The organism is Romboutsia sp. 1001216sp1 (assembly GCF_039841805.1).
Lineage (GTDB): Bacteria > Bacillota > Clostridia > Peptostreptococcales > Peptostreptococcaceae > Romboutsia_C > Romboutsia_C hominis.
Genome location: NZ_JBDPHA010000005.1, coordinates 89,057 through 115,938, shown reverse-complemented (window position 1 = coordinate 115,938; position 26,882 = coordinate 89,057). Strand labels below are relative to the sequence as shown.

Sequence of the window (26,882 nt, the reverse complement as noted above, 5' to 3'; positions counted from 1 at the left end):
TAAATATTACATAATAAACAAAATATTCTTTATGTTTTGTAAAATTCCTTTATTTTGCTTAATTTGATTAAAGGAAAAATCTATATGTTTATTAAAATAATATCCATATGTTTAATTATAAGTTTCTTCTACTCTTTCATTTATACCCACGATTTTGTAGATTAAACAAGAAATTTGTATTTTTTCTAATAATCGCTTTTTATAGAGTCTTCCCCAGTAACTATGGCTATTGATGCACTTGCACCTATTCTTGATGCCCCAGCTTCTATTACAGCTTTTGCATCTTCAGCAGTTCTAACACCACCTGATGCTTTAACTCCTATATTTTCTCCAACAGTTTCTCTCATAAGTTTTATGTCAGCTGGAGTTGATCCACCTGTTCCAAATCCTGTTGAAGTTTTTACATAGTCAGTTCCTGCTTTAACTGCAAGTTCACAAGCTTTAACTTTTTCTTCATCTGTTAAGTAACAAGTTTCTATTATTACTTTAACTAAAGCTTCTTTATTAGCTGCATCTACTACTGCTTTTATATCTTCATATACTAAGTCGTAGTTTTTATCTTTTAATGCACCTATATTTATAACCATATCTACTTCGTCTGCACCTTTAGCTATAGCATCTCTTGTTTCAAACGCTTTAACTTCTTTAGTGTTAGCTCCTAAAGGGAAACCTATTACTGTACAAACTTTTACATCGCTTCCTTCTAATTCTTTTTTAGCAAGCTCTATGTTAGTTGGATTTATACAAACTGAAAAGAATCCATATTCTTTTGCTTCATTACAAACCTTTATTACTTCTTCTTTTGTAGTTACAGCTTTTAATACTGTATGGTCTATCATTTTTGCTATTTTACTCATTTCAAATTCTCCTTTTTTCTACACAAATATTTATATTATTCCATATTATGTTAGCATATTATGAGCATCATATAAACTTATTTTTTCCTTAGAACAATTTAAAATTCATAGCTCTTTAATTTCAATTTGTATTTTGTATCCAGCTCACATATATAATCATATCTGTATATTTTTTGTTTAACAAGTAGGCACTTTATTTACATATAGTTTCAAAAAATATATACAGTACCTAAAAATATATATGGTATCAAAAAATATACTGTAAGGTTTTTACAATAATTTATTTATGATATAATAAATAGGTCTTCATTTTTAAAATTTTGAAGGAATACTTTTTAGAGATCATATATAGGAATTATATCTCCCCCATTTAAAATGAATGTAATTTCTTATTTGATATAAAAAGTCTTAAGTTAGATATTTCATAGAAATACTTTATGATAAGTCTATATGACTATATTTTAATATTTTTTAGAAGTTTTTCTATGCTATTTATATAGAAAGAGGTGTATATATGATTCATACTCAATGTCACATGAGTCATAGATGTGCAAAATTTGAAACTTGCCCTATGACTTTATTTCATAAATTAGTTTCTGGTAAATGGAAAATTTTAATACTTTGGTATCTAAGTAGTGGCCCACTTAGGTTTAGTGAAATAAAAAGAAAGCTTCCTGATGTTACTCAAAAAATGCTTACAAATCAACTTAGAAGTTTAGAAGATGATGGCCTAGTTCATAGAGAGGTGTATCCTGTTATCCCCCCCAAGGTTGAGTATAGTTTAACAGAACTTGGAGAAAAATTACTTCCCCTTCTTGAGCAGATGTACGAATATGGAGTGGAATATTCAAAAGCTATGAAAATATCTGCTACTAAGTAGATTTTTAATAAATACATAAATAATAAACTATATAACTAAAAAGGTAATCTCAATTTTGAGATTACCTTTTATTTATAATATAAACTAAAATTATTCAGCTATTAATTCTACCATATCTCCGTTTCTAACTGCTGCAGCGTTTCCTTCTTCAACGTCTACGTGCATTTCTAAAGCGAAGTTTGCATTAGCTCTTACTAATACATTTTCAAATACAACAGCTCTTGGTCCGAAAGTTCTAACTTTTACTATTTGCTTATCTTCTACACCGAAGTTTTTAGCATCTTCTAAGCTCATATGTATATGTCTAGATGCTACTATAACACCTTCTTGTAATTCAACTTCTCCAGCTGGTCCTACTAATTTAACACCAGGAGTTCCTGCTATATCTCCAGATTCTTTTATTGGAGCTTTTACACCTAAAGCAAATCCATCTGCTAAAGATATTTCAACTTGAGTGCTAGGTCTAGCTGGTCCTAAAACTCTAACTCCTTTTATAGTTCCTTTTGGTCCTACTAAATCAACCTTTTCTTCACATGCATATTGTCCTGGCTGAGATAATGGCTTGAAATGAGTTAACTCATGTCCTGCTCCGAATAATGTTTCTATATCAGCTTGACTTAAATGAACGTGTCTGTTTGATAAAGCTATTGGTAATTTCATAAAAAACCCTCCTACATAAATTTTGTATACAACATCCAATTATACATAAATTTTTTAATTAAATCAAATTCTTTTCTCAAAATTTGATAATTTTCTTAATATTATTTCTACTGAAATATTAGAAAACCCTTTTATTTTCATTCATAATTAGTATTTCAACTTTTACTTATCTTATTATAATTTTTTATTTATTTTAACCATATTAATATTAACTTTAAATATTAGTTTATATAAAAATTTTATATTGATAGTTTTTTTAATAAGTCAAAGTAACCAGGGAAAGATATATCTATACACTCTTTGTCATCTAATACTATATCTGTATCACAGATTAAATTAGCTATTGAAAATGCCATGGCTATTCTATGGTCTTTAAAAGTAGTTATACTAGCTCCATTTAGCTTAGTTTTTCCTTTTATAACCATTCCATCTTCTAGTTCTTCTATATCTGCACCCATTAATTTTAAGTTATCTACTACAGATTTTATTCTGTTACTCTCTTTTACTTTTAATTCTTTTGCATCTTTTATTATAGTTGTTCCTTCTGCTTGCGTTGCAAGTACTGCTATAACTGGTATTTCATCTATAAGCCTTGGTATTATAGTTTTATCTATTGTTGTAGCATTTAAATCTTTGCTGTACTTTACTAATAAATCTCCAACTAGCTCTCCTCCAACGAATCTTTGATTTATTATTTCTATATTTCCATTCATATTTTTAACAACATCTATTATTCCAGTTCTAGTTTTGTTTAGTCCAACATTTTTAATTAAAACCTCTGATCCTTTAGTTATTAAAGCTCCTACTATTATAAATGCTGCTGAAGATATATCTCCTGGTACATATATATCTTGATTAAATAACTCTTTAACTGGATTTATAGTTATATCTAAATCATTTACATTTATGTCAGCTCCAAATGATTTAAGCATTATTTCTGTATGGTTTCTACTTTTAACTTTTTCTCTTATTATACTTTTTGAATCTGCATATAAGCTTGCCAGTATCAAAGCTGATTTAACTTGTGCTGATGCTACTGGCATATTATAATCTATTCCTTTTAAGTTCCCTCCATATATTTTTATAGGAGTATAGTTTGCATCGTCTTTTCCTTCTATTTTGCATCCCATCATTCTTAAAGGATCTGTAACTCTTTTCATAGGTCTTTTTCCTATTGATTCATCTCCAATAAGTGTTGCATCAAAGTTATTTCCTGCTAGTATTCCACTTAATAGTCTTATTGTAGTTCCAGAGTTTCCTACGTCTAGTAAATCTTTAGGTGGCTTTAGACCATATAGACCATTTCCTTTTACAAAAACTTCATTTCCTTTTATGTCTATGTCTACTCCCATTTTCTTAAAGCAAGATATTGTGCTTAAGCAGTCTTGGCCCATTAAAAAGTTGCTTATTTTATTATGTCCTTTTGATATTGATGAAAACATTATGGCTCTATGTGATATAGATTTATCCCCTATAAGTTCAAAACTTCCTCTAAGCATTCTGACTCTCCCTTATTATATTAAGTATTTTTTCTTCATCTATATTATCCATTAAACTTACTTTTCCTAGTTCTGTTGGAAGTATTAAGTTTATTTTACCAAAGCTATTTTTCTTATCACTCTTCATTATGTATAGTATCTCTTTTGCAATATGATCTTTATCCATATTTTCATTTAAATCATATTTTAAAGGTAGTTTGTATAAATTTATAACTCTTATAAATTTATCATAATACTCTTTGGATATTAATTTTTCATCTAATGAAAGTTTAAATGCCATAGCCATACCTATACTTACAGCCTTACCATGGCTAATTTTTAATAGTTTTTCTACTCCATGTCCAAAGGTATGTCCAAAATTTAGTATTTTTCTAAGTCCACCTTCTTTTTCATCATTAGATACTACTTCTACCTTTATACCTGCGCATTTTTTTACTATATAGTATAAGTATTTCTCTTCCTTATTTAATATAGCTTCACTATTTTCTATTAGATAATCTAGAAATTCATAATCATATATTGCACTATACTTTATAACCTCTGCCATACCACTTATAAATTCTTCTTCACTTAAACTTTTTAAAGAATTCACATTTATATAAGTAAGTTTTGGTTGATAAAAACTTCCCATTATATTTTTAAAATTGCCTAAATTTATACCTGTTTTTCCACCTATAGAAGAGTCGACTTGAGCAAGTAAACTTGTAGGAACTTGTATAATGTCAATTCCTCTCATATAAGTAGATGCTATAAACCCTGCAAGGTCTCCTACTACTCCACCTCCTAAGGCTAATATTAAAGATTTTCTAGATAAATTTATTCTTATACAGTAGTTCATTATTTCCTCATAAACATCTAAAGATTTAGATTGTTCTCCTGGTGACACTATATATTCATATATGTACTTAGCTTTTATAGAACTTGTAAATTCTTTCATCATATGTTTATATACATTATCATCACTTATTATAAGTACTTTGTCGTATATATCATTTAAATCTATATCATCTTTTATTAAACCTTTATTTATATCATTTGAGTTTACTAATTTTACAGCTTCATTAAAGGATTTATAATCTTTATCTATTACTACACTACAAATAGCAGTTTCTATCTTTTCCATCCTCTTTCACCTAACCTTTTTATGTATGAATTATAATTTGATTTTAAGTCATTTAAATTGTCTCCACCTATTTTTTCTAGGAAGTGATTACATATAACAAAAGCTACTACATTTTCACAAACTACACTGCAAGCAGGAACAGCACAATTATCTGAACGTTCAATACTTGCACTATAACTTTCCAGTGTATTTATATTTATAGAATTTAATGGCTTATATAATGTAGGTATTGGCTTCATTGCACATCTTATTATAATCTCTTCTCCTGTAGTCATTCCACCTTCTATTCCACCTAGTCTATTTGTAGCTCTTTTTATACCTTCATTTTTGTCATAGCTTATTTCATCCATAACACAAGACCCTGCTAAAGAGCTAACATCAAATCCAATTCCTATTTCTACTCCTTTTATGGCTTGAGTAGCCATTAAATGCATAGCAAGTTGTCCATCTATTTTCTTATCAAACTGAGTATATGAACCTAGCCCAGGAATAATATTTTTCACTCTTATTTCTACAACTCCACCTAATGTATCACCTTCTGATTTCGCTTTATCTATTCTTTCTATGATTTTTTCTTCTAGGTTTTTATTTACACATCTTATTTGACTAGTATCTACATTTTCCTTTATATAATCAAATTCATATAAATTTTTATCTTCTACACCACCAATATTTACTACATGAGATGTAAATTCTACATTAAAATTTTTAAGTATTTGCTTGCATATAGCACCTACGGCTACTCTACTTGCAGTTTCTCTGGCACTAGACCTTTCAAGTACATTTCTAGCATCTTTAAAGTCGTATTTTAAGCAACCTACCAGGTCTGCATGTCCTGGTCTTACATTACTTACTTTTCTAGTCTCTAAATCAACTTCCTCCATTGGATTCATGTACTTTGTCCAATTTTCATAATCTTTATTTTTTATTTCTATAGATATAGGTCCACCTAGGGTTTTTTTACCTCTAACTCCACCTAGTATATTTATTTTATCTCTTTCTATTTGCATTCTGCCGCCACGACCGTAGCCACCTTGTCTTTTTTTAAGCTCCTTGTTTATTTCTTCAAAATCAAGTTCTATATTAGCTGGTACTCCATCTAGTATAGATATTAAGCTTTGCCCATGAGATTCTCCACTTGTTAAATACCTTAGCATATCATTCTCCTTGTTAAACTTCATTTATTATATATATTGTATAATATTATTTAAGTAAAATACTCTAATTTAAATATTTTTTTATATTATGTTTTATTCTAACTTTTTTTGGTATATATATAATTAGATTTCTAATTTTATATTTTTATTATTTGATTTTCTAAATATATTTACAATCAAAAGAAGCTTGATTAATCAAGCTTCTTTACATCACATATATAATTTTTTATTGCCTTATCTAGTTCATTTTTAAAGTGTTGATTTTCACTATACCCTAATTTATCTGTACTATTTAAGTAAATATTATATTTTAATTTATTGTTTACACTTTTAAAGAAAAAATCCATGACTATTTGGCCACCCATAAATTGAGTTTCATATGGTGTTGAACCTCCAACAGCTATGTACATTCCTATACGAGTCTTATCTCTATCTATTGATGGCTTATTAAGAATATACTTACTTGCATATATAGCCTGAGTTCTATCTACTACTGTTTTTAATTTAGCAGATACGCAATCAAAATGTACAGGGCTTATTACTATAACTCCTTTGGCTTTATCAAACATTTTATACATAGGGGTCATATCATCATTAAATTTGCAATAACCTGTTTTTTCGCAAAATCCACAAGCAGTACAATACTCAATATTCATATCATATATGTTAAATATTTCGTAAGTTATATTATTTTCTTCTAGTTTAGAACTTATTTCCTTAGATATCGAAAAACAATTTTTATTTTTTCTTGGGCTTCCATTTATTATTAATATTTCTTTAAACATTAATTATCCCCCTTTATCTTTTAGTTATAATAAATACTATTTATCCTTTAACATAACTACTAATATATCATCATCAAAGTTATCTTTACCTGCAAAGTCTATTAACTCTTCTTCTAGCTTTCCTTGTAAAACTTCATGACCTATTTGGTAATTATCTTGAAGGAATTTCTCTAATCTAGATACCCCATATTCTTCTTTTGACTCATTTTTTATTTCTAATATTCCATCTGTGTACATGCATAATAGTGAATAGTTTGATATATCAAAAGAGTTGTTTGCATATTCAGCTTCATCCATTATTCCTATTGGTATACCTTTTTTACAGTTTAAATTTCCTTCTATTTCTCCATTATTCTTTATTATTATAGGACTATAATGTCCTGCGTTGGATATTGTTATTTTATTTTCTTTTGAATTTATAACACTTACTAAACATGTAGCAAATACGTCCATTTTATCAAATTCATCATATAACATTTTATTTAACTTTGTAAGTATTTCTCCAGGTGTTTTATAATGATTTGCTAACACTTTAAAGGCACCTTTTATCATAGCAACCATATAGTTTGAAATCATACCATGACCCATAACATCTGCCAAAATATAAACTGTATTATCATCATCTACCTTCATAGCATAGTAGAAGTCCCCTCCAACTACTCTTGCTGGTCTATGATAGTAATCTAACTCTTTATTGTTACTTAATTCTAATTTAGCATCATCCATTATTAACTTTTGCTGTTTATTTAAAAGGTTTAATTCATTATCAAGTACTTTATGCTTTACTTCTTCTAAATTATATTTATACAGTTGCATACCTACTGATACTTGTTTTGCTAATATACTTAATATATTCAAATCATCTTTTGTATAGTTTTGACTATTAGCGCATACTATACATCCGATAACTTTATTTCTATATCTTAACTTATAATATATATAACTTTTTATAGTATCTTCTGACTCAGATTTTATATTTACATTATTGTGATATTCCCCAATTGATTTTCTCGCTTGGATACTTTCTAACATTGGATATAGGTTTATTTTATTTTTATCTTCAACATTGTAATAGTTAAATGCTCTATCTTTATAATCATTATCATCTACTAATATCAAAGCTTCTTTGCTGTTTGTCATATTACAAGCTTGTTTACTTAATTGCTCTAAGAATACTGTTATATTATTACTTGAATAAAGCTTTTTAGTTGCAGCATTTATTGAATTTATAGCACCTCTTAATTTATGTACTAAAAATTGCATATTATTGTTTTTAGTAGTTATTTCTATTGATAAACTAAGCAATGATGCAACAGATGATATAAAGTCTATATCTTGTTCACAGATACTATCATTTTTTGATAAAAAGCAAGTCATAAATCCAACTACTTTATCGTTTATTATAAAAGGAAATACTATCCTTCCCGTATAACCTTCTTTTATAGCTAAGTCTCTTTCGTCTTTTGCCCTTTCCTCTTCAAAGACATTTTCTATATATATTATTTTCTTTTCTTCTACAGCTTCATGAACATATTTAGGATATTCATTAAAATCTATTTTAATACCTATTGGATTACTCATAGATTTTACTGGTGGTACATGATCCATAGGGAATACTTGTGGTATATACTCTAAAGTCTGAGAACACACCAAGTATGCGTATTTATAGTCATTTCGATAAAATAAATTAACACAAGCCTTAGTTGGATGAACAACTTCTAACATCTTGTCTACTATCTTATCTTTTATAGAATAAAAATCTGTTGAACTAGTTACCATAGCTGATATGTCTACTAAGTTTTTCATTCTATGGCTATCAGTATTAAAATTTTGCATATCACTACTTACCCCCTAATTTTATATAGTCTACTTTATATTACTATATATGTTATTTATAGTAAATATAAAAACTATTATAAAAGTTGCTATTATAATGGCATTAAACCCTGTTAATAATCCAATTATAAGCAAAGTAACTAACACATTTAATCCTGATTTTCCTCTCTCATCTATAGTTGGTATTTTAGGCATTTCTATATTATTTTTTATATTTTCAATACTTTCTCTCACTTGAGCTTCTAACTTTATCTTATATATTAAATAAGTCAATTCTACTAGCAACATCCCCATTCCAAATAAAATCTCTATATTAAAAGATATATATAAAATAATTATTGCTAATAGTAGCTTTGTAATCTTTAAAAATACACTATCTAACTTTAATGTCATATTTCTTATTTCTCTACACTCTTCTCTGTAAGTATAGTCTGATGAAGGCATAGATTTCATCTTAGTTTTTACTATTTCAGAATAAAATAGCTTTATTATTCCATTTATCATATAAATTCTCCTTATCAAGTTACTTATTTTTATATAATCTATATTTCATCCATATATTTGTAATTTTTACAATTATAATATTTTTTATACTTGTCAATAATAAAATATATAGACTAATATACACTTTAAAAGGAGTGGTTTTAATGCAAATGGCTAATCTTGATTTAGAAACACGTAGTAAAATCTATAGCCACACAAAAAAAGTCCTCAGAAAATATCAAAAAGGTATTATAACTGGTAAGCTTACAGCTGATAAGTTTGCTGAAAATATACTATCTAATGAATCTATTAATGACATTTTAGATGAAAATCTTTTATCAGATGAAACCTTCAAATTATCTTATATAGACTATATAGATAAATTAATAAGTATGCAAAATGCTAATTTATCAAAAGGCAAAAAACATAAAAATAAATCTATCCCTGAAAAACCAAGTATTTCTCAAAAACTAAAATTAAAGAATTTGCTAAGCTCTAGTGAATATACATTGTCAATTCCTATAGAATACCTAAATGCTTGTGATGTTGATAATTTAATAAAATTCATAAGCACTGGTATTATAGATTTAGGTAATGAAAGAATTTATAATTATGTACATAAACCAGAGAAAGTAAATTAATCTAATATCATATATAAATTATTTTGATATTTTTTAAATAATAAAAAGTCTTCACCTAAATATTAAGTGAAGACTTTTTATTATTTATCCTAATGCTTTTTCTAGCTTAGATAAATGCTGTATTGGATAATATCTAAGAAGCTCTCTAAACTGTTCTACTGTAAGACCTTCTGTTGTTGTATAAATACGTATTTTTTCATCTAAATCTGCATTTATAAATTTAGTTTTTATTTCTTCAAAATTAACAGTCGACATTTATATTTCTCCTTATGTAATGTATTTTATTGTTATTTTATCCATTCAAAAATTTTTTATCCAATATATAAGTCATGTATTTTTTAATTTTATATAAAACTAAAGGAGCATCTAAAAGATGCTCCTTAATATATTAAAATAATATATTATTGTTGTTGTTGTCCTGACATTTGTTGTTCTGCCATTTCAACTAACTTTTTAGTCATGTATCCACCTACATAACCATTTTCTCTTGCAGTAAGATTTCCTTTGTCCATTTGTTGGTAATTTGTCATTCCAAGCTCATTAGCTATTTCTAATTTCATTTGATTTAATGCTTGTTTAGCTCCTGGAACTACTGTTTTGTTGTTATTGTTGTTGTTTGACATTGTTGACTACCTTCTTTCTTTTGATTTTGTTTCTTGGTAGTATTATATGAATTTATAGTTTTTTAATTCTAGGTAATATTTGTAACAATATCTAAATTCTTGCTAACAATAATATCCGGCTAAATAACCTGTTGAAAATGCTATTTGAAGATTAAATCCTCCAGTATAAGCATCAACATCAATTACTTCTCCTGCAAAAAATAATCCATCTATTAGCTTTGATTCCATTGTACTTGCATTTATCTCCCCAACTTTAACTCCACCTGAAGTTATTATAGCCTCTTCTATTGGTCTATATCTTTTTACTGTTAAATTAATATTTTTTAATAAATGTACTAATGCTTTTCTTTGTTCTCTAGATATTTGATGAACTACAGTATTTTCATCTATGCCACTTAACTTTATTATTACTGGTATTAATTTTTTTGGCAATAAGTCATCTAAAGAGTTTTTAAAGGCCTTGTTAGTATACTTTTGGAAATCTCTTTGTATTCTTTTATCTAATTTTTCTTCATCTAGTGCTGGTTTTAAATCTAGAACTATCTTATAAGTATTTTTTGATAAATCTTTCATCATACAACTAGCTGACTTTACAACCGGTCCATCTATACCATACTTTGTAAATTCTAATTCTCCAAAGTCATCGTATATTTTCTTATTTTTTCCGTTATATAACTCTATTTTTATATTTCTAAGAGATAATTTTTCTAATTCACTTACAAAACTTTCACATATTTCAAGCCCTATTAAAGAAGGTTTAGGATCTATTATAGTATGTCCATATTTTTTAGCAAATTTATATCCATCTCCAGTAGAACCCGTTAGAGGATAACTAACTCCTCCAGTAGCAACTATTACAACATCGCATTGTATTTCTTTTTTGTTGTCTAATATTACTTTTTCTATTTTTTTATCTTTTGCTATTATTTCTTCTACTTTAGTATTTAATAACAATTTTACTTTTTTATCTATTACTTGTTTATGAAGTGCATTAGCTATATCATGTGCCTTATCACTTTCTGGAAATACTCTATTTCCTCTTTCTGTCTTAGTTTTTACACCTAAACTTTCAAACATATTTATAACATCTTCGTTTGTAAATGTATAAAATGCACTATATAAAAATTTACCATTTGTAGGTACATTTTCTATTAATTCTTCTATATCACAGTTATTAGTTATATTACATCTACCTTTTCCTGTTATTAATATTTTTCGCCCTACTCTATGATTTTTCTCTACTAATGTTACGTCTAATCCTCTATCTGCTGCAGTTGCCGCTGCCATCATACCAGCTGCTCCAGCTCCTATTACTACTACTTTTTTCAAATTTACACCTCTTCTATTTTAAGTAAGCTTAACTTTTTAATAGCTTTAAGTAACTTACTTTGCATCTAATTAATATATACTCATATGCATGTTTTAATTAATCTTATTCAATAAATAATAAAACTTACTATAGCTTAAATATCTTAAACAGAAATGGCACTCCACAAACTCCATAAAATACTACTATTGTATATCTTATATAATCAAATAAGTTGTTACTTGGCATAGTATATTTTAAGCCTAAGTAAACTAATCCTAAAGTTATTATTCCAAGTAAAAATCTACATATATTTTTAGCTATTTTATTATCTTTTTTGTTACTAAAGTTTATTTTATTTTTATTTTTTGATACTGTTTCAAACTGTATATATCTATCTTCTACTATATACCCTAGTACAAATCCAGTTAATAATCCAAATGATTTTATATAAGACGAACTATTTACTAAAAATGCAACTAATGCAAATGGTATTAACATTAAAATAAGACTTAGATATTTTTTTTCATTATCTACATAATCAAAAAATTTACTAAATATTACAGTAAATATTATCCCAAATCCCCATCCAAATATTACATCTATAGGCCAATGAACTCCTAGGTATAGTCTAGATATGCCTACTCCTAAAATTATAATAGCTCCTATTATACTAATCCATGTATTTTTGAATATAATTATTATACTTGTCCAAAATGAAGTTGCAGTTTGAGTATGTCCACTTGGAAATGAATATCCTGTTGCTGTTGATACTCTTTGAGACGTTATCCCTTCTATTCCTATTGGCCTTTTAGCCTTTATTACATCTTTTATTCCTGAATTTATGGCCACGTTTCCTACTAATGAAAATAATATCTTTTGACCATACTTTTTATTTATACACCAATACATTATTGTTGTTAATAAAACTATTACAGGTATTTCTGTACTTATAGTAAGTATTAAAAATAAAGTATCTAATACGCCAGATCTTAAAGACTGAAAAAATTGTAGTATACTTAATTGAATATCCATTTTATTTCCCCCTCCTAAGTACTTATCTTTTATGTAATTATACCTAACTTTCTTATTTATTTATACCCTTTACACAAAAATAGACTTAGCAACATTGCTAAGTCTTCTATATTATTCTTCTCCAACTATTCCTATATAAGGTAAGTTTCTGTATTTTTCTGCCCAGTCTATTCCATATCCTACTATAAAATTGTCTTCTATAGTAAACCCTACATAGTCTACTGGTATATTAGCTTTTCTTCTTTCAGGCTTATCTAATAGTGTACATAATTTTAATGTTTTTGGATTTCTAGTTTGTAGTACATCAACTAATTTGCTTAATGTTAATCCTGAATCTATTATATCTTCTACTACTAATACATTTTTTCCTTCTATATTAACATCTAAGTCCTTTAGTATTTTTACAACACCTGAACTTTCAGTTGATTTTCCATAACTTGATACACTCATAAAATCTATATTAACATCTAAGTCTATTTTTCTTATTAAATCAGAAACAAATACACTAGCACCCTTTAGTATCCCTACTACTAATAATTCTTCACCTTTGAAGTCTTTTTCTATTTGTTTTGCTATCTCTTCTACTTTTTTAGCTATTTGTTCTTCTGTTAATAATACTTCTGTAATTTTGAACATTTCAGTCCTCCTGTTGTTTACGTATATTATAATAAAAACATTATACCATATAAGCACAAATATTAGAACATTTTTATATTTTTTTTAGTAATTGTTCAATATTTTTTTATTATTTAAATTTTTAAGTATATTTTTATTATTTTCTTAAAATTTCTTGCTATACATCTTTTCCTAAATATGATTTTTTGGTTAGATATTATTATTTAATATTTTTATAAAAGCTACTAATAATCGATTTTTATATTATAATTAAATTGTAACTATTAACTACGGAGGTGTTTTACTTGAGTTTAAACCATGGTGCTAATTTATATGACTTATCGAAAAAATATGGATTTTCAAAAGAAGAATTTCTAGATTTTAGTTCTAATATAAATCCTTTAGGTGCATCTAATGCTGCTAAAGACATTGTGATTAAAAATATAGATCAGGTTTCTATATATCCAGACCCTGATTACACAAATTTAAAAAATTCTATTTCTTCTTATTGTCATTGTAATAAAGAAAACATAGTATTAGGAAGTGGTGCAACAGAGCTTATTTCTTCATTTATAAAAACTATAAATCCTACTAAAGCTCTACTTTTATCACCTGCTTATTCTGAGTATGAAAAAGAATTAAAAAAGATAAACTGTAATATAGACAAATATTACTCAAAACATGAAAATGACTTTAAGATTGATATTGATAAATTAATAAATCACATAAATAGTAATAAATATAATTTGATTATTATCTGTAACCCTAATAATCCAACTGGTTTTACTTTCTCAAAAGCTGAGATAAAAACTTTACTTGAAAGTACTAATACTTTCTTTATGATTGATGAAACTTACATAGAATTTACAGATACTAAAGCTTTTTCTTCAACATCTTTAGTTGATGATTATAATAATATATTTGTTATAAGAGGTACTTCTAAGTTCTTCTCAACCCCTGGTATTAGACTAGGATATGGGCTTATATCTAATACTAGTGTAAAAGATAGTATATCATCTCATCTTGATTTATGGAATATAAATATATTTGCTACATTAATGGGTGAGGTTATGTTTAAAGATACACACTTCATAGAAAATACTATTAATGTTATGACTAAAGAAAGAGATTATTTATTTGATAATTTAAGAAATATAGATGATTTAAATGTTTATGATAGCCAAGGTAATTTTATATTATGTGAAATAAAATCAAAAAAATTAACTGCAAGTGAATTAAGAGATAAGCTTATTCCACATAAAATAATTATAAGAGATTGTGCTTCTTTTGATGGACTTAACGAGTATTTCTTTAGAGTTTGTATTTTAAAACCTAAAGATAATAGACTTTTAATAAATTCTTTAAATAATATATTTTAATAAAAAAATAAAAGTTATCTCAAAGTAAGAGATAACTTTTATTTTATTTTATTCTAGTTAATTTTACCTTTTTCCTTTTTCCTATTATAATAGGAACTTTCTCAACTTCAACAATACTAGTATCTATACCAAACCTCTTAGCTGGAGATACTGTTATTTTTTTTATAAGTATCTTAAAACCTATTATAAAACTATCCCATTTTGAAAGGTTACTTTCATTAGATAAATTTTCTTCTAACAATACAAATTTAAAATCTCCAACATTTTTCTCTAAATTGTTATCTATCATATATTCCTTTAGTGTAATTTTTAATTCTTCTGTAGATATTAATTCTTCTATTACTTCTCTTAAAAATATATTTACTGTTTGATTTACTTTAAATCCTAGTTCAAATTCTATCTTAAATATTTGATTAGGTATTATAGTATGAACCTTATAACTCATAGTATACGGCTCGTCAGTTACTCTTACGTTAACAAACCAATAGAATTTAGCGCGTTTTGGTGATTTATTAAATATAGAATATAATATATTATCTTCTATATACCCCCTAGTGCTAGTTTGAGTTAAATACACTAGATGTGTTGAATATAGGGGCAATGTTGTATCTTCTATTATAGATTTAAATCTATCTTTATATTTAGATAGCTTGGTAAAATGATTGTATCTTTCCTTTATCTTTAATCCATATACCCATGAATACATAACAAACATTATAATAAATCCTATTAATACAGTTATATATCCTCCTCTAAAAAACTTAGATAAATTTGCATATAAAAAACTTAATTCGATTATTCCAAAAACAATTAAAACTAATACAGATCTTGTAGCTTTTCTATTGTTATATTTTTCATACTGAGATAATAATATGGTTGTCATAAGCATAGTAACTGTGATAGCAAGTCCATATGCAGCTTCCATATTCTCAGATTTTTTAAAGTATAAAACTAACAATATACAGCCTATTCCTAATGTAAAATTAATTACTGGTATATATATTTGACCTTTTTCCTCATTTGGATATTTAATTAATAATCTAGGAAAAAGATTTAATTTTATTGCCTCTGATATTAATGAAAATGCCCCAGAAATAAGTGCCTGACTTGCGATAATTGCTGCTATTGTCGCTATTATGACCCCTGGTACAATAAACCACTTTGGCATTATTAAGAAAAATGGATTATTTATTACTACATCTCCTTCTCTTAACATAAGCCATGCTCCTTGTCCTAAGTAATTAAGTATTAAACATACCTTTACAAAAAACCATGTATAGTATATATTTTTTCTTCCACAATGTCCAAGATCAGAATATAACGCTTCTGCACCTGTTGTACAAAGAAATACTGCTCCTAAAATATAAGTACTTTTGGGATTTTCAATTAATAATTTTATTCCATAATAAGGATTTATAGCTTTTATTATTTGTGGATTATTAATTATTTGAGATATACCAAGTATAGCTAACATAGAAAACCATAAAAACATAATAGGACCAAAAAGCTTTCCTATCTTCATAGTTCCACAGTTTTGAAAAGAAAATAATAATATTAATATTGATACTACTATAATTAATATCATATTAAGACTTAGTGGAAATATCATTTGTAACCCTTCAACAGATGATGTAACAGTTACTGGAGGTGTTATTATCCCATCTGCTAAAAGTGATGCTCCGCCTATAACCGCTGGTACAATTGCCCATTTAGCTCTTTTTCTTACTAAAGTATATAATGAAAATATTCCACCTTCTCCGTTATTATCCGCTTTAAGAGTTAATATTACATATTTTATAGTTGTTTGAAGTGTTAATGTCCAAATAACAAGTGATATTCCTCCTAATACTAAATCCGTAGAAACCTGTCCTTTATTAGTTGATAATATTGAATTCATAACATATAAAGGTGATGTACCTATATCTCCATATACGATACCTAATGCTACTAATAACGATGCTATACTTACTTTTTTGCTTTTCATAATTGATTTACCTTCTTTCATAATCACAATCCGCTAGTTTCATCTATTACAAGTTATTAAAAATAACCTATAATAAGGCTCTCATATCTTTGTTATTAATTTAATATGTTATGACTATACCTTGATAATGGACTTAGTCTAGCAAAGTAGTCTTCTTCTGTCAAATGTCTCTTTTGTTAAGCATTTCATAATTTTTAATTATAAGAATATAGACAAATAATTTATTTAGTTTTTTTAATATTTTTCAAATTTAAATTTAAGTTTAACATTGCAAAAGCTAAGTTTAGCTTGTTTTAAACAAATAAATATTTAAATTGATGATTTTTAATATTTTCAATATGTAAATTAAAGAATTTTTAATTATAAGGTTTATTTTTATAATATAATTAGTTTAAATATAAAAATATTTATGACTTTTCATACAATATTAATTTGTTAGGTTTATATTTTATGATTTTTAAGTGAAATGTTTTATTAAATAAAAAAGGCTACCTCATAAGAGGTAGCTATTTTTTTTAATTGCTTAAGCAACTTTATTTGCCTTTTTAGACATTTTAGTGTTTATATGATCAACAACTGCTGCTATAGCGTTATCTCCAGATACGTTTGCAGCTGTTCCGAAACTATCTTGAGTTAAGTATAAAGCTATCATTAAACTTGCAAGTCCACCATCTGATGGTATACCTATCATTGGTAAGAAAGGTAATGCACTCATTATAGCTCCACCTGGTGCTCCTGGTGCTGCAACCATTGCTATTCCTAACATTAATATGAATGGGAATAAAGTAGTAAAGCTATGATCCATATTGTTCATCATAAGTACTGCAACAGCAAATGATGTAACTGATATTATACTTCCTGATAAGTGAATTGTTGCACATAAAGGTACACAGAATTCTCTTATTTCTTTGCTTACTCCATTGTTTTTAGCACATTCTACATTTACTGGTATAGTAGCTGCTGAAGATTGAGTTCCTACTGCTGTTAAGTAACCAGGTATTTGGTTTTTTAACATTTTGAAAGGATTCTTCCCTGTAACTATTCCTGCTGCTGTAAATTGTATTGTTAAGTATATTAAATGTAGAGGTATTACTATTAAGTAAACTCTCCAGAATACTCCTAATATAGACCAAACTTGTCCAGCAAAAGTTATATTAGCAAATGTTCCTGCTATATATATTGGTAATAAAGGTATTATTATTGTTGATAATACTTTCGTTACGATTTCTTGGAACTCTTGGAATATATTATGTAAAGTTTGCCCTTTACCATTGTTTCTAAGAGCAGATATACCTAGACCCATTGTAAATGCAAATACTATTGCAGCAGTTACATCTACCATTGGTGATAAAGGTATACTAAAGAATGGTGATAACATACCTGCTTCAGGATCACCTATTTGTGAAGCAACACTTGCATCTATAAAAGATGGGAATATTAACGATGCTACAGCAAATGCTAATGTTCCGGCTACTATTGTAGACCCATATGCTATTCCTGTTGTTATCCCTAATAATTTTCCTGCACCTGTTGCTAAATCTGCTATACCTGCTGTAACAAATCCTATTATTATAAATGGTATAACGAATTTTAAGAATGCAGAGAATAAACTACTTGCAGTTACCAGAGTTTTAACTATAACTTCTGGTGCGAATTGTCCGATTAATATACCGGCTATGATACCCATAATAAGTTTAGGAACTAATCCTATTTTTTTCATACGATCTTTCTCCCCCTGTCATTTTTTTCCCCTTGCAAACTTATAATAAAACATTTTTCTATTCTAGTCAACGTTTTCCTAGATATTTTTTTGTTTTTTTTGATTTTTTCTTTATTTTATTTTATTTCTAACTTTTTATACTTTTTTTATTAAATCGCTTTTCTTTATAATTGAAATTTTCTTAATTTTCTTTCTATATAGTGTTAATTTCAATATTATTTTTTTAAATTTACTTTTAAATTTTTTATAATAAAAAAAGATAATTTCATAAAATAGAAACTATCTTTTTTATTCTTTTCACTTATTCTTTATAATTTTAAATAATTTTTATTTTATATCTACATATATATATCTGATAACTCTAATTTTACCTTTTCTTTTAATTCATCTTCTATTATATATTTATCACATCTATTTTCACTTATTTTAATTATAGGTATTTTTATTTTAAAGGTTGTGCCTTCATTTAATTTTGATTTTATATCAATTTTTCCTCCATGTGCTTCTACAAATAGCTTAACAATAGATAATCCTACCCCACTTCCTTCATTCTTTCTAGTCATGGTATTATCTATTTGGTAAAATATATCAAATATATGCTCTAACTCTTCCTCATTCATACCTATTCCTTTATCTTTTATTTCAATCTCAACATTATCTTCTAACGTTGATACATTGACATTTAAAGTTCCACCATTGTATGAAAATTTAATTGCATTTGACAATAAATTAAGTATTGCCCTTTCCATTTTATCAATATCAACAGCTGTTATAATTTCCTCGTCAGTAGTATCAAATATAATATCTAAATTTTTAGATTTTGTATATGGTATTACAGATAAAGTTATATCTTCGATTAACTCTACTATATTTACATTTTGTAAATATGGTTTTGTATCTACACATTTAAATTTTTGAATATCAATTAAATTATTTATCAACCTTAGCAATCTATTACAATTACTTTCTATAATTTCATAATTATTATTACTTATTATGAATTCATTGTTTTTAGATTTTGATTTTGAAAGCTGCATTACTGATGAGATAACAGTAATTGGCGTTCTTAGTTCATGACTAATATTAGATGTAAAGTGTGCCTTTAATCTGCTTAATTCCTCGCCTTCATCAATTAATCTTAAAAGTTCTTTTTCATATTTCATTTTATAGTTAGTATAAGATATTAAGGCTATTACCATAGCTACTAGAACTAAAATAATAGAAATTACTACTAGTATATAATTTTCATGTTTTTTATAAATTTCTATTGGATCATTTACTATTACAGATCCGTCTGGTAAATCATGCTTTTTTATACCAAATTCTTTCATTACCTCATAATCAAATATATACTTATTTGCATTGTCATCACCTATATAAATTTTTTTATCACTTTTCCCAGATAAAATTGAATTTACTATTTCCCCAGCTTTTTTAGCCTGATTATATGGACTTACAACCTTACCACCTATAGTACCTTTCCCTATACTATGTTCAAATGAACTATATATAGGAACATCTTTAGTTAATGATTTTATAAGCCCAATTGTATCTTCGTGTCCTAAATTAATATTTTCAAAATACCCTGGATAAAAAGTTATAATTGCATCACTACTTTCTAGTTTTTTTAACTTTTTCTTAAAATCATTAACATCTATATTGCGAGTAACTACCTCATGTAAATTAATATTATTTTTTTTATATTTATTTTCATAATAAGATATATCTTCTTTTGTTAATTCACTTTTATATCCAGACATAAAGTAAATATTTTTTACACCTTTGTGAAATTTAGATATTAGCTCTATATTTTTATCTATTGATGATACTTCCTTTACCCCTGAAACCATATCATAAGACAAAGCCTTTTTTATAAGTTCTTCATTTTCTATTGCGAAGAATACAATAGGAATATCTTTAAATAAATCTTCTCTATATTTTATAGCAAATTCTAATGCATCATCATTTTCTACAATAATTCCATCAAAATTTTTATAGTTTCTTATTCTATGGCTTAGCAACTCATAAAATTCTAATTCATGCTTTGGGTTATAGTTATATTTTGAATTCATATACTCCGTTTGTAAATTTATATCATGGCCTAACCCACCTGCTATTCCACTCATATATTCATCAAAGTTTAAAAAATTAGGATTTCCTGAACTAATAAATAAAATATTTCTTTTTCCTTCTGAATATATATCTTTTGTATATATTCCCAATATCAAAATAGTAATAAAAATGAAACTTAGGTATTTACACTTCCTCATGATTATCACCTACTTTTGCCAAAATTTTAATTTATATATATTAACTATATGTTTTGTTAATTTATATTTTTTCGACTTATGATACTTTATTATATCATCTGCATTTATATTTTTTTGTCGAAACTTGTACTCAAAAATATATATAATACTATTTTCACAAGTTTTTGTATAAATTAAAAGAAACGGCATAATAGCCGTTTCTTAATCTTTTATATTAAAATTGACATCTTCTATGATATTTGAATTCTTATCTGTTTTGATGATAACTTTATATTTTTCTATTTCTTCATTTATTATTCCCAAACTCCATATTAAAATAAATAAATCATCAATAAAACCAAATAACCCAAGTATAATCTCTGGTATAAAATCTATACCTAATATTAAGTAAAGTAGTCCTACTATTAATGCAAATATTACCTTTGCTTTACTCATTATACTAACTCTACTTTCTTTTAATAAATCTGGTAATTTAAATATATTTATAAAAAACATAAAACCAAATTTAGCTTTTCTAAATCTTACTAATGTTACCTTTAAAAAATTTAATATTTTATCTATAATATTCATAATATTATCACTCCTAAGTTATAAAAAATATTTATTATCTATATATTAGCATTATTATAACTTATATGATATTTTATATAAATATATTAGACTCAATTTGTACTATAGTAAACTTATTCCAGCTTCGTAACATTCTTCTATCATTTCTTTTGGCCAAACTCCAACTTGTACTTCTCCTATATGAGCTTTGTTTAAGAAATACATGCATATTCTAGATTGACCAATTCCTCCACCTATAGTATATGGTAGTTCTCCTTTTAGTAATGCTTGATGATAATCTAAGCTTCTTCTATCATCGCATCCACTTTCTCTTAATTGTCTATCTAAACTTTCTTCATCTACTCTTATTCCCATAGACGATAATTCTAATGCTCTACCTAATACAGGGTTATAGAATAATATATCTCCGTTTAATTCCCAATCATCATAATCAGGACTTCTTCCATCATGTTTTTCACCATTTGAAAGTACTTTTCCTATTTGCATTAAAAATACTGCCCCTTTATCTTTTACTATTTTATCTTCTCTTTCTTTTGGAGTTAACTCTGGATATAAATCTAATAATTCTTGAGATGTTATAAATGTTATCTCCTCAGGAAGTATTTTTTGTATTTCTGGATATATACTTTGTACATGTTCTTCAGTTTCTTTAAATACTTTGTAAATCTTTTTAACCACTTCTTCTAATGTTTCTCTACTTCTTTGTTTTTTATCTATTATAAGTTCCCAATCCCATTGGTCTACATATATAGAATGTATGTTATCTAATTCTTCATCTTTTCTAATAGCATTCATATCTGTATAGATTCCTCTTCCTGTAGGTAATCCATACTTTTTAAGAGCCATTCTTTTCCATTTAGCTAATGATTGAACTATTTCTGCCTTTTTACCTATATCAGGTACCTCAAAGCTTACAGCCTTTTCTATTCCATTTAAGTTATCATTTGTACCAGTTTCAGGTAATACAAATAATGGCGATGATACTCTAGTTAACCTTAGCTCTTCACCTAATCTATGTTCAAAAAAGTCCTTTAAATCTTTTATAGCTTCTTGCGTTTGTATTATACTTAGTTTTGTTTTATATTGTGTTGGTATTATTAAACTCATTTTTATTATCTCCTTTTATTTTTTTATTTAAGGAGTATGACGTCATACTTACTTTAAAACTTAATTAACTATACTTAAGTTTAGTTATTTTTATCCATAGCCTGGCCTTGGCTACATACAAATCTATGAAATTCGGCATATAAAAAAGCCCTTCATCCACTATATATAAAATATAGGGACGAAAGGCATATCTTCCGCGGTACCACCCTGATTAGCTTAATAATAAGCTCACCTTAATAATGTAGCAAGAATAATCTTAGTACATTCCAATTCGATAACGGGTTGGTTCCGTCTAAGCCTACTTTTGTTTCGGTTAGCAACTCCAGGATGTTCTTCAATATAGCCTTCGTGTTGGACTCTCACCGCCACCAACTCGCTTTGACTACGTACTATATCTACTCTTCCTTTCATAGTCTTTGTTATGTTATTGTTAATGATATATTATTATAAATTTTCTGTCAAATCTTTTTTTTATATATATTTTTTTACTACTTTTTATTTTTAAGTATTATATTAATAATAGCTTTATTTTTATAGTAATTATTTATTTAACCTTATATTTAATTAGAAAACTAATATAAAATGTAAATTAATGATTTTTTTAATTAATATTTTTATACTAATTTATATACTAATAAACACAAAAGTTTAAATTATTTCTTATTATATACTATGATAATATTGTAAAAAGTTTCATACTTTATTTAATAAATTTATTATTAACTTAATTTAATCATTATCATTTATGACATCTCCTCTTATTTTGTCAGCTCTTACTATCTTGTAGTTTTTGAATAAAGCATATCCTATATATCCACCTAAAATACTCACTACTATACATCCTGCTGCTGCTATTAAAACTTGTATTGGTGGATTGTAAGCAAACATTATAGCAAACCCAGCTATTGGTGTTGCTGTACCTGGAGTATTATTTACTAGTTGCATTAAAGCTACTATAACACCAGACATTGCCCCTCCTATAAAGTTTGTCGTATATACTGGTATTGGATTTGCAGATATTATATCTGACTGTGTAAGTGGCTCTATTGCTACTGATATTGTATCTTTTTTAGAACCAAATTTCATCTTTGAGAAGAAAATAAAATTCATAAATGAAGAACCAAATACTGCTAATGCACCTATGGCCATTGGAAGTCCTGTAAGACCTATTATAGATGTAAGTGCCATAGAACTAAGTGGTGCTGTTGCAACAACTGTTATAAGTCCACCAAGTATAATACCCATTATTATTGGTGATGTATCTGCTGCCTTTATTAAAACTTGACCTATTTGAAGTAAAGTATTATTTACTATAGGGTCCATTCCCATAGCTATAGCTCTACAAAGTGGCGCTCCTATAACTATGATTACTATTAAATCAAGTCCTGCTGGTACTTTTTTCTCAAAGAATCTAACCACAAAAGATGTTAAGTAACCTGCTATAAACCCTGGAAGTATACCAAATCCTGATACAGATAAACCTACAAGTACAGAATATACTGGTGATACTCCTAAAGCTAGAGGAACAAGTATTGCAGCTGCTACTCCTCCCATAGAACCATTTGCAGATCCTACACTTTCTAAAAACTTAAATCCTAATACTTCTCCAAAAAATGAGAAGTGGAATGCTTCAACTAAGAAACTTGCGCAAGCAGCACTAGCTAATGCTCCCATGGCTTTCATACCATATGGTGCTTTGTAGCTAAATAGAGTAAATAGTGCAAGGACTACTAAAAGTAATCCAGTACCCATTAATATTTCCATCATATTATTTGCCTCCTAAGCTGTCTTTTTTCTTAGTTTAGTTTTTACATTATTTTATTACTTATTCCTCTTTCTAGTAATTAATTTTAAAGTAAATAAAAACAACTCATATATGAGTTGCTTAAGAATTTTTCTTTATATATATTTTTAATAATTTTATAAGTAATATAAGTGCGTATAATACTAATCCTAAAATACCTATGATTATAGCAAAGCAAATTAAAACTATAGGAACAGCTACCATTTGTATATCCATTTTATTTTCACATGTAAAAGGATATCTCTTAAATTGAGATATCCTTTAAATTTTAGCTTTAATATTAAAATTAGAAATTAAAAGTCTTATCTACATGATTTTTTATTTCTTCTGCTGTTGATAATGATAATACTTCATCAGCAAATTTTTTCATATCTTCATATTTAACTGAAGTTATGAATTTTCTAGCAGGAAGTATTGATATTGGACTCATCGAGAATTCATCAAGTCCCATACCTAAAAGTATTGGTATCATTCTTTTATCTCCTGCAGATTCTCCGCACATTCCAACCCATTTTCCTTCTTTGTGTGCATTATCTATAACCATTTTTATAAGTCTAAGTACAGCTGGGTTGAATTGGTTGTATAAGTGACTTATCTTTTGGTTCATTCTATCTACTGCACAAGTGTATTGTATAAGGTCATTAGTTCCTATTGAGAAGAAGTCTACATGCTTAGCTAATATATCAGATATAACAGCAGCTGATGGTATTTCTATCATCATACCTACTTCTACATCTTTAGAATAAGCTATACCTTCTTTATCTAATTCAGCTAGTACTTCTTTTATAATTTCTTTAGCTGATAATAATTCTCCTAATGAAGATATCATAGGGAACATTATTCTTAATCTTCCGTGTACACTTGCTCTATATAATGCTCTTAATTGAGTCTTAAATATTTCAGTTTTATCTAAACATATTCTTATAGCTCTATATCCTAAGAATGGATTCATTTCTTCATCCATTTTAAAGTATGGAAGTTCTTTATCTCCACCTATATCTAATGTTCTTATAACTATAGGCTTATTATCCATTCCTTCTAAAACTGCTTTATAAGCTTCGTATTGCTCTTCTTCAGTTGGGAAAGCATCTTCCTTGTCCATATATAAGAACTCTGTTCTGTATAGTCCAACACCTTCAGCATCGTTATTTATAAGACCTTCAACATCCTTAGGGCTTCCTATATTTCCAGCAAGCTCTACATGTCTTTCATCTAAAGTTATAGATGCTTTTCCTTTTAATTGTTGTAACTCTCTTTTATAATCTTCAAATTCTTTTTTAAGTTTAGTATATTTTTCTATAGTTTCTTCATCTGGATTAACTATAACTTCACCAGTATCTCCATTAAATACTACAAAATCTCCATCTTTTATAGTTTGTGTTGCATCATTAAGTCCTACAACTGCTGCTATTTCTAATGTTCTAGCCATTATAGCAGTATGAGAAGTTCTTCCTCCAATATCTGTTAAAAAACCTAATACCATTTTTTTGTTCATAGTGGCAGTATCTGAAGGTGTTAAATCGTGAGCTATTAATATAACTTCTTCTTCAAGACCTGCTAAATCAACTACTTTTACACCTAATATATGTCTAAGTACTCTATTTGTAACGTCTTTTATGTCTGCTGCTCTTTCTCTCATGTACTCATTGTCCATAGATTCAAACATAGCTACAAACATTTCTTTTATTTCATTTAATGCAAAATCAGCATTTACTTTTTCATCTCTTATTTTATTAGCTGCAGAATCTACTAATTCTGGATCTTCTAAAACTAATAAATGAGATTCAAATATTTGGGCTTCATGCTCCCCTAATTCCTCAAAAGCCTTTTCCTTGACCTTAGTTAATTCCTCTTTTGAAATTTCTACAGCCTTTTGTAACTTTAGTACTTCCTCTTCTACATTATCTATCGACTTTTTTTCTATAACTAATTCACTATGTTCTACTATTAGTGCTTTTCCTAGAGCGATTCCAGGAGATGCTCCTGTTCCTTTATACATAGGTAATCCTCCTAACGATGCATTTTGAAATTTATATATTATTTATTTTCTATACCAAAGAAAACCTCGGCAAGTTCCCGAGGTTTATTTAACTACTCCCCAAATCCACTTTCTATTAATTCAGCTAATGCATTTACTGCAGCTTCTTGATCTTCACCATTAGCAACGATTGTTAACTCGTCTCCTTGAGCTAATCCTAAACTCATTATACCCATTATTGACTTAGCGTTAACTGTCTTTCCTTTAGCGTTAACTTCTACTGTAGATTTGAACTCAGCAGCTTTCTTTACAAACATTCCTGCTGGTCTAGCGTGTAATCCACTTGCATTTGTTATAGTTACTAATTTTTCCATTGTGAAACCTCCAATAAATTTCTTCTTTAAATATTGTTTATAGCTAATTTTTGCTATAATCCTTAATAATTATTTGTTATGCATATAATTATTTTATATGCCCTAAAAGCCTACCTACTAAAATTTTTAATAAAGACTTTTTAGTTTTTTAATTAATAGTATATTTATTAAAAATTCTCTTTAATGGTACTTTATT

The 26,882-nt window shown here is 27.0% G+C and carries 25 protein-coding genes and 1 other annotated feature; of the genes, 3 read left to right on the top strand and 22 right to left on the bottom strand.

Annotation, left to right across the window (positions count from 1 at the left end; translation table 11 throughout):
• Positions 1-185: 185 nt before the first annotated feature.
• Complete coding sequence (gene deoC / locus ABHC41_RS06975; RefSeq protein ID WP_166505916.1) at positions 186-857, bottom strand: deoxyribose-phosphate aldolase; 672 nt, start codon at positions 855-857, stop codon at positions 186-188.
• A gap of 535 nt (positions 858-1,392) precedes the next feature.
• Between deoC and ABHC41_RS06970 the strand changes: the two genes are divergently transcribed.
• Positions 1,393-1,737: a helix-turn-helix domain-containing protein gene (locus ABHC41_RS06970; RefSeq protein WP_092927399.1), complete on the top strand. Its 345-nt coding sequence runs from the start codon at positions 1,393-1,395 to the stop codon at positions 1,735-1,737.
• 90 nt (positions 1,738-1,827) lie between these two features.
• Here ABHC41_RS06970 and ABHC41_RS06965 read toward each other — a convergent pair whose 3' ends face one another.
• The 7 genes from ABHC41_RS06965 to ABHC41_RS06935 all read right to left on the bottom strand — a co-directional run bounded on the left by ABHC41_RS06965 (position 1,828) and on the right by ABHC41_RS06935 (position 9,301).
• Complete coding sequence (locus ABHC41_RS06965) at positions 1,828-2,397, bottom strand: phosphate propanoyltransferase (RefSeq protein ID WP_092924088.1); 570 nt, start codon at positions 2,395-2,397, stop codon at positions 1,828-1,830.
• Between the two features lie 239 nt (positions 2,398-2,636).
• A complete protein-coding gene (gene aroA, locus ABHC41_RS06960; protein ID WP_195581391.1) occupies positions 2,637-3,896 on the bottom strand; it encodes a 3-phosphoshikimate 1-carboxyvinyltransferase in 1,260 nt (419 codons plus the stop codon).
• Positions 3,889-5,019, bottom strand: a complete 1,131-nt coding sequence (gene aroB, locus ABHC41_RS06955) for a 3-dehydroquinate synthase (protein ID WP_195581392.1) — start codon at positions 5,017-5,019, stop codon at positions 3,889-3,891. Before aroB ends, aroA begins: the two co-directional genes overlap by 8 nt.
• A complete protein-coding gene (gene aroC / locus ABHC41_RS06950; RefSeq protein WP_195581393.1) occupies positions 5,007-6,176 on the bottom strand; it encodes a chorismate synthase in 1,170 nt (389 codons plus the stop codon). The genes aroB and aroC overlap by 13 nt, the downstream gene beginning before the upstream one ends.
• Positions 6,177-6,367: 191 nt before the next feature.
• Positions 6,368-6,961, bottom strand: coding sequence for a flavodoxin family protein (locus tag ABHC41_RS06945; protein ID WP_092924077.1), 594 nt, complete (start codon positions 6,959-6,961; stop codon positions 6,368-6,370).
• A 36-nt stretch (positions 6,962-6,997) separates the two neighbouring features.
• Positions 6,998-8,797, bottom strand: a complete 1,800-nt coding sequence (locus ABHC41_RS06940; protein WP_092924074.1) for a GAF domain-containing SpoIIE family protein phosphatase — start codon at positions 8,795-8,797, stop codon at positions 6,998-7,000.
• Between the two features lie 30 nt (positions 8,798-8,827).
• Positions 8,828-9,301, bottom strand: coding sequence for a hypothetical protein (locus ABHC41_RS06935; RefSeq protein ID WP_092924071.1), 474 nt, complete (start codon positions 9,299-9,301; stop codon positions 8,828-8,830).
• Between the two features lie 143 nt (positions 9,302-9,444).
• On the opposite strand from ABHC41_RS06935, the gene ABHC41_RS06930 reads away from it, so the two are divergent.
• Entirely contained in the window at positions 9,445-9,921 is a 477-nt protein-coding gene (locus tag ABHC41_RS06930) for a hypothetical protein (RefSeq protein WP_092924068.1), read from the top strand.
• Positions 9,922-10,005: 84 nt separating this feature from the next.
• On the opposite strand, the gene ABHC41_RS06925 is transcribed toward ABHC41_RS06930, so the two are convergent.
• The 5 genes from ABHC41_RS06925 to hpt all read right to left on the bottom strand — a co-directional run bounded on the left by ABHC41_RS06925 (position 10,006) and on the right by hpt (position 13,521).
• Positions 10,006-10,176, bottom strand: coding sequence for a hypothetical protein (locus ABHC41_RS06925; RefSeq protein ID WP_092924065.1), 171 nt, complete (start codon positions 10,174-10,176; stop codon positions 10,006-10,008).
• A 146-nt stretch (positions 10,177-10,322) separates the two neighbouring features.
• Complete coding sequence (locus tag ABHC41_RS06920; RefSeq protein ID WP_166505919.1) at positions 10,323-10,544, bottom strand: alpha/beta-type small acid-soluble spore protein; 222 nt, start codon at positions 10,542-10,544, stop codon at positions 10,323-10,325.
• Positions 10,545-10,646: 102 nt separating this feature from the next.
• On the bottom strand, positions 10,647-11,873 hold the full coding sequence (locus tag ABHC41_RS06915; protein ID WP_092924059.1) for an NAD(P)/FAD-dependent oxidoreductase: 1,227 nt from the start codon (positions 11,871-11,873) through the stop codon (positions 10,647-10,649).
• Between the two features lie 127 nt (positions 11,874-12,000).
• On the bottom strand, positions 12,001-12,885 hold the full coding sequence (locus ABHC41_RS06910; RefSeq protein ID WP_092924056.1) for a phosphatase PAP2 family protein: 885 nt from the start codon (positions 12,883-12,885) through the stop codon (positions 12,001-12,003).
• A gap of 111 nt (positions 12,886-12,996) precedes the next feature.
• Complete coding sequence (gene hpt, locus ABHC41_RS06905) at positions 12,997-13,521, bottom strand: hypoxanthine phosphoribosyltransferase (RefSeq protein ID WP_166505921.1); 525 nt, start codon at positions 13,519-13,521, stop codon at positions 12,997-12,999.
• A gap of 284 nt (positions 13,522-13,805) precedes the next feature.
• Between hpt and ABHC41_RS06900 the strand changes: the two genes are divergently transcribed.
• The gene (locus ABHC41_RS06900) at positions 13,806-14,879 is read left to right on the top strand and encodes a histidinol-phosphate transaminase (RefSeq protein WP_195581394.1); all 1,074 of its coding nucleotides are present in this window, start codon (positions 13,806-13,808) and stop codon (positions 14,877-14,879) included.
• Positions 14,880-14,922: 43 nt separating this feature from the next.
• Here the strand turns inward: ABHC41_RS06900 and ABHC41_RS06895 are convergent, their stop codons facing one another.
• The 9 genes from ABHC41_RS06895 to ABHC41_RS06855 all read right to left on the bottom strand — a co-directional run bounded on the left by ABHC41_RS06895 (position 14,923) and on the right by ABHC41_RS06855 (position 26,686).
• The gene (locus tag ABHC41_RS06895; protein WP_195581395.1) at positions 14,923-16,884 is read right to left on the bottom strand and encodes a KUP/HAK/KT family potassium transporter; all 1,962 of its coding nucleotides are present in this window, start codon (positions 16,882-16,884) and stop codon (positions 14,923-14,925) included.
• 502 nt (positions 16,885-17,386) lie between these two features.
• Positions 17,387-18,583, bottom strand: coding sequence for a dicarboxylate/amino acid:cation symporter (locus tag ABHC41_RS06890; RefSeq protein WP_092924044.1), 1,197 nt, complete (start codon positions 18,581-18,583; stop codon positions 17,387-17,389).
• 338 nt (positions 18,584-18,921) lie between these two features.
• Positions 18,922-20,811, bottom strand: a complete 1,890-nt coding sequence (locus ABHC41_RS06885; RefSeq protein ID WP_195581396.1) for an ABC transporter substrate binding protein — start codon at positions 20,809-20,811, stop codon at positions 18,922-18,924.
• A 243-nt stretch (positions 20,812-21,054) separates the two neighbouring features.
• Complete coding sequence (locus ABHC41_RS06880; RefSeq protein WP_166505925.1) at positions 21,055-21,423, bottom strand: DUF1232 domain-containing protein; 369 nt, start codon at positions 21,421-21,423, stop codon at positions 21,055-21,057.
• 102 nt (positions 21,424-21,525) lie between these two features.
• Complete coding sequence (gene asnA / locus ABHC41_RS06875; protein WP_166505926.1) at positions 21,526-22,530, bottom strand: aspartate--ammonia ligase; 1,005 nt, start codon at positions 22,528-22,530, stop codon at positions 21,526-21,528.
• 171 nt (positions 22,531-22,701) lie between these two features.
• Positions 22,702-22,950: a binding site (T-box leader), on the bottom strand.
• Between the two features lie 309 nt (positions 22,951-23,259).
• The gene (locus ABHC41_RS06870; RefSeq protein ID WP_330615163.1) at positions 23,260-24,297 is read right to left on the bottom strand and encodes a PTS sugar transporter subunit IIC; all 1,038 of its coding nucleotides are present in this window, start codon (positions 24,295-24,297) and stop codon (positions 23,260-23,262) included.
• 118 nt (positions 24,298-24,415) lie between these two features.
• Positions 24,416-24,550, bottom strand: coding sequence for a hypothetical protein (locus ABHC41_RS06865; protein WP_271892550.1), 135 nt, complete (start codon positions 24,548-24,550; stop codon positions 24,416-24,418).
• Positions 24,551-24,620: 70 nt separating this feature from the next.
• Positions 24,621-26,333 (bottom strand): phosphoenolpyruvate--protein phosphotransferase, encoded by a 1,713-nt coding sequence (gene ptsP, locus ABHC41_RS06860; RefSeq protein ID WP_092924029.1) that lies wholly within the window; start codon positions 26,331-26,333, stop codon positions 24,621-24,623.
• A 92-nt stretch (positions 26,334-26,425) separates the two neighbouring features.
• Positions 26,426-26,686, bottom strand: coding sequence for an HPr family phosphocarrier protein (locus tag ABHC41_RS06855; RefSeq protein ID WP_092924026.1), 261 nt, complete (start codon positions 26,684-26,686; stop codon positions 26,426-26,428).
• Positions 26,687-26,882 lie beyond the last annotated feature (196 nt).

Excerpts from the sequence above, each read along its gene's own strand:
- ABHC41_RS06940 (WP_092924074.1), bottom strand. The coding sequence starts at position 8,797 with ATGCAAAATTTTAATACTGATAGCCATAGAATGAAAAACTTAGTAGAC.
- aroC (WP_195581393.1), bottom strand. The coding sequence starts at position 6,176 with ATGCTAAGGTATTTAACAAGTGGAGAATCTCATGGGCAAAGCTTAATA.
- ABHC41_RS06890 (WP_092924044.1), bottom strand. The coding sequence starts at position 18,583 with ATGAAAAAAATAGGATTAGTTCCTAAACTTATTATGGGTATCATAGCC.
- ABHC41_RS06880 (WP_166505925.1), bottom strand. The coding sequence starts at position 21,423 with ATGAATATTATAGATAAAATATTAAATTTTTTAAAGGTAACATTAGTA.
- ABHC41_RS06945 (WP_092924077.1), bottom strand. The coding sequence starts at position 6,961 with ATGTTTAAAGAAATATTAATAATAAATGGAAGCCCAAGAAAAAATAAA.
- ABHC41_RS06965 (WP_092924088.1), bottom strand. The coding sequence starts at position 2,397 with ATGAAATTACCAATAGCTTTATCAAACAGACACGTTCATTTAAGTCAA.
- ABHC41_RS06935 (WP_092924071.1), bottom strand. The coding sequence starts at position 9,301 with ATGATAAATGGAATAATAAAGCTATTTTATTCTGAAATAGTAAAAACT.
- ABHC41_RS06920 (WP_166505919.1), bottom strand. The coding sequence starts at position 10,544 with ATGTCAAACAACAACAATAACAACAAAACAGTAGTTCCAGGAGCTAAA.
- ABHC41_RS06925 (WP_092924065.1), bottom strand. The coding sequence starts at position 10,176 with ATGTCGACTGTTAATTTTGAAGAAATAAAAACTAAATTTATAAATGCA.
- aroA (WP_195581391.1), bottom strand. The coding sequence starts at position 3,896 with ATGCTTAGAGGAAGTTTTGAACTTATAGGGGATAAATCTATATCACAT.
- ABHC41_RS06895 (WP_195581395.1), bottom strand. The coding sequence starts at position 16,884 with ATGAAAGAAGGTAAATCAATTATGAAAAGCAAAAAAGTAAGTATAGCA.
- deoC (WP_166505916.1), bottom strand. The coding sequence starts at position 857 with ATGAGTAAAATAGCAAAAATGATAGACCATACAGTATTAAAAGCTGTA.
- asnA (WP_166505926.1), bottom strand. The coding sequence starts at position 22,530 with ATGAGTTTAATAATACCAACACAATATAAAACAAAACTAAGTATAATA.
- ABHC41_RS06930 (WP_092924068.1), top strand. The coding sequence starts at position 9,445 with ATGCAAATGGCTAATCTTGATTTAGAAACACGTAGTAAAATCTATAGC.
- ABHC41_RS06970 (WP_092927399.1), top strand. The coding sequence starts at position 1,393 with ATGAGTCATAGATGTGCAAAATTTGAAACTTGCCCTATGACTTTATTT.
- hpt (WP_166505921.1), bottom strand. The coding sequence starts at position 13,521 with ATGTTCAAAATTACAGAAGTATTATTAACAGAAGAACAAATAGCTAAA.
- ptsP (WP_092924029.1), bottom strand. The coding sequence starts at position 26,333 with ATGTATAAAGGAACAGGAGCATCTCCTGGAATCGCTCTAGGAAAAGCA.
- ABHC41_RS06910 (WP_092924056.1), bottom strand. The coding sequence starts at position 12,885 with ATGGATATTCAATTAAGTATACTACAATTTTTTCAGTCTTTAAGATCT.
- ABHC41_RS06865 (WP_271892550.1), bottom strand. The coding sequence starts at position 24,550 with ATGGATATACAAATGGTAGCTGTTCCTATAGTTTTAATTTGCTTTGCT.
- ABHC41_RS06855 (WP_092924026.1), bottom strand. The coding sequence starts at position 26,686 with ATGGAAAAATTAGTAACTATAACAAATGCAAGTGGATTACACGCTAGA.
- aroB (WP_195581392.1), bottom strand. The coding sequence starts at position 5,019 with ATGGAAAAGATAGAAACTGCTATTTGTAGTGTAGTAATAGATAAAGAT.
- ABHC41_RS06870 (WP_330615163.1), bottom strand. The coding sequence starts at position 24,297 with ATGATGGAAATATTAATGGGTACTGGATTACTTTTAGTAGTCCTTGCA.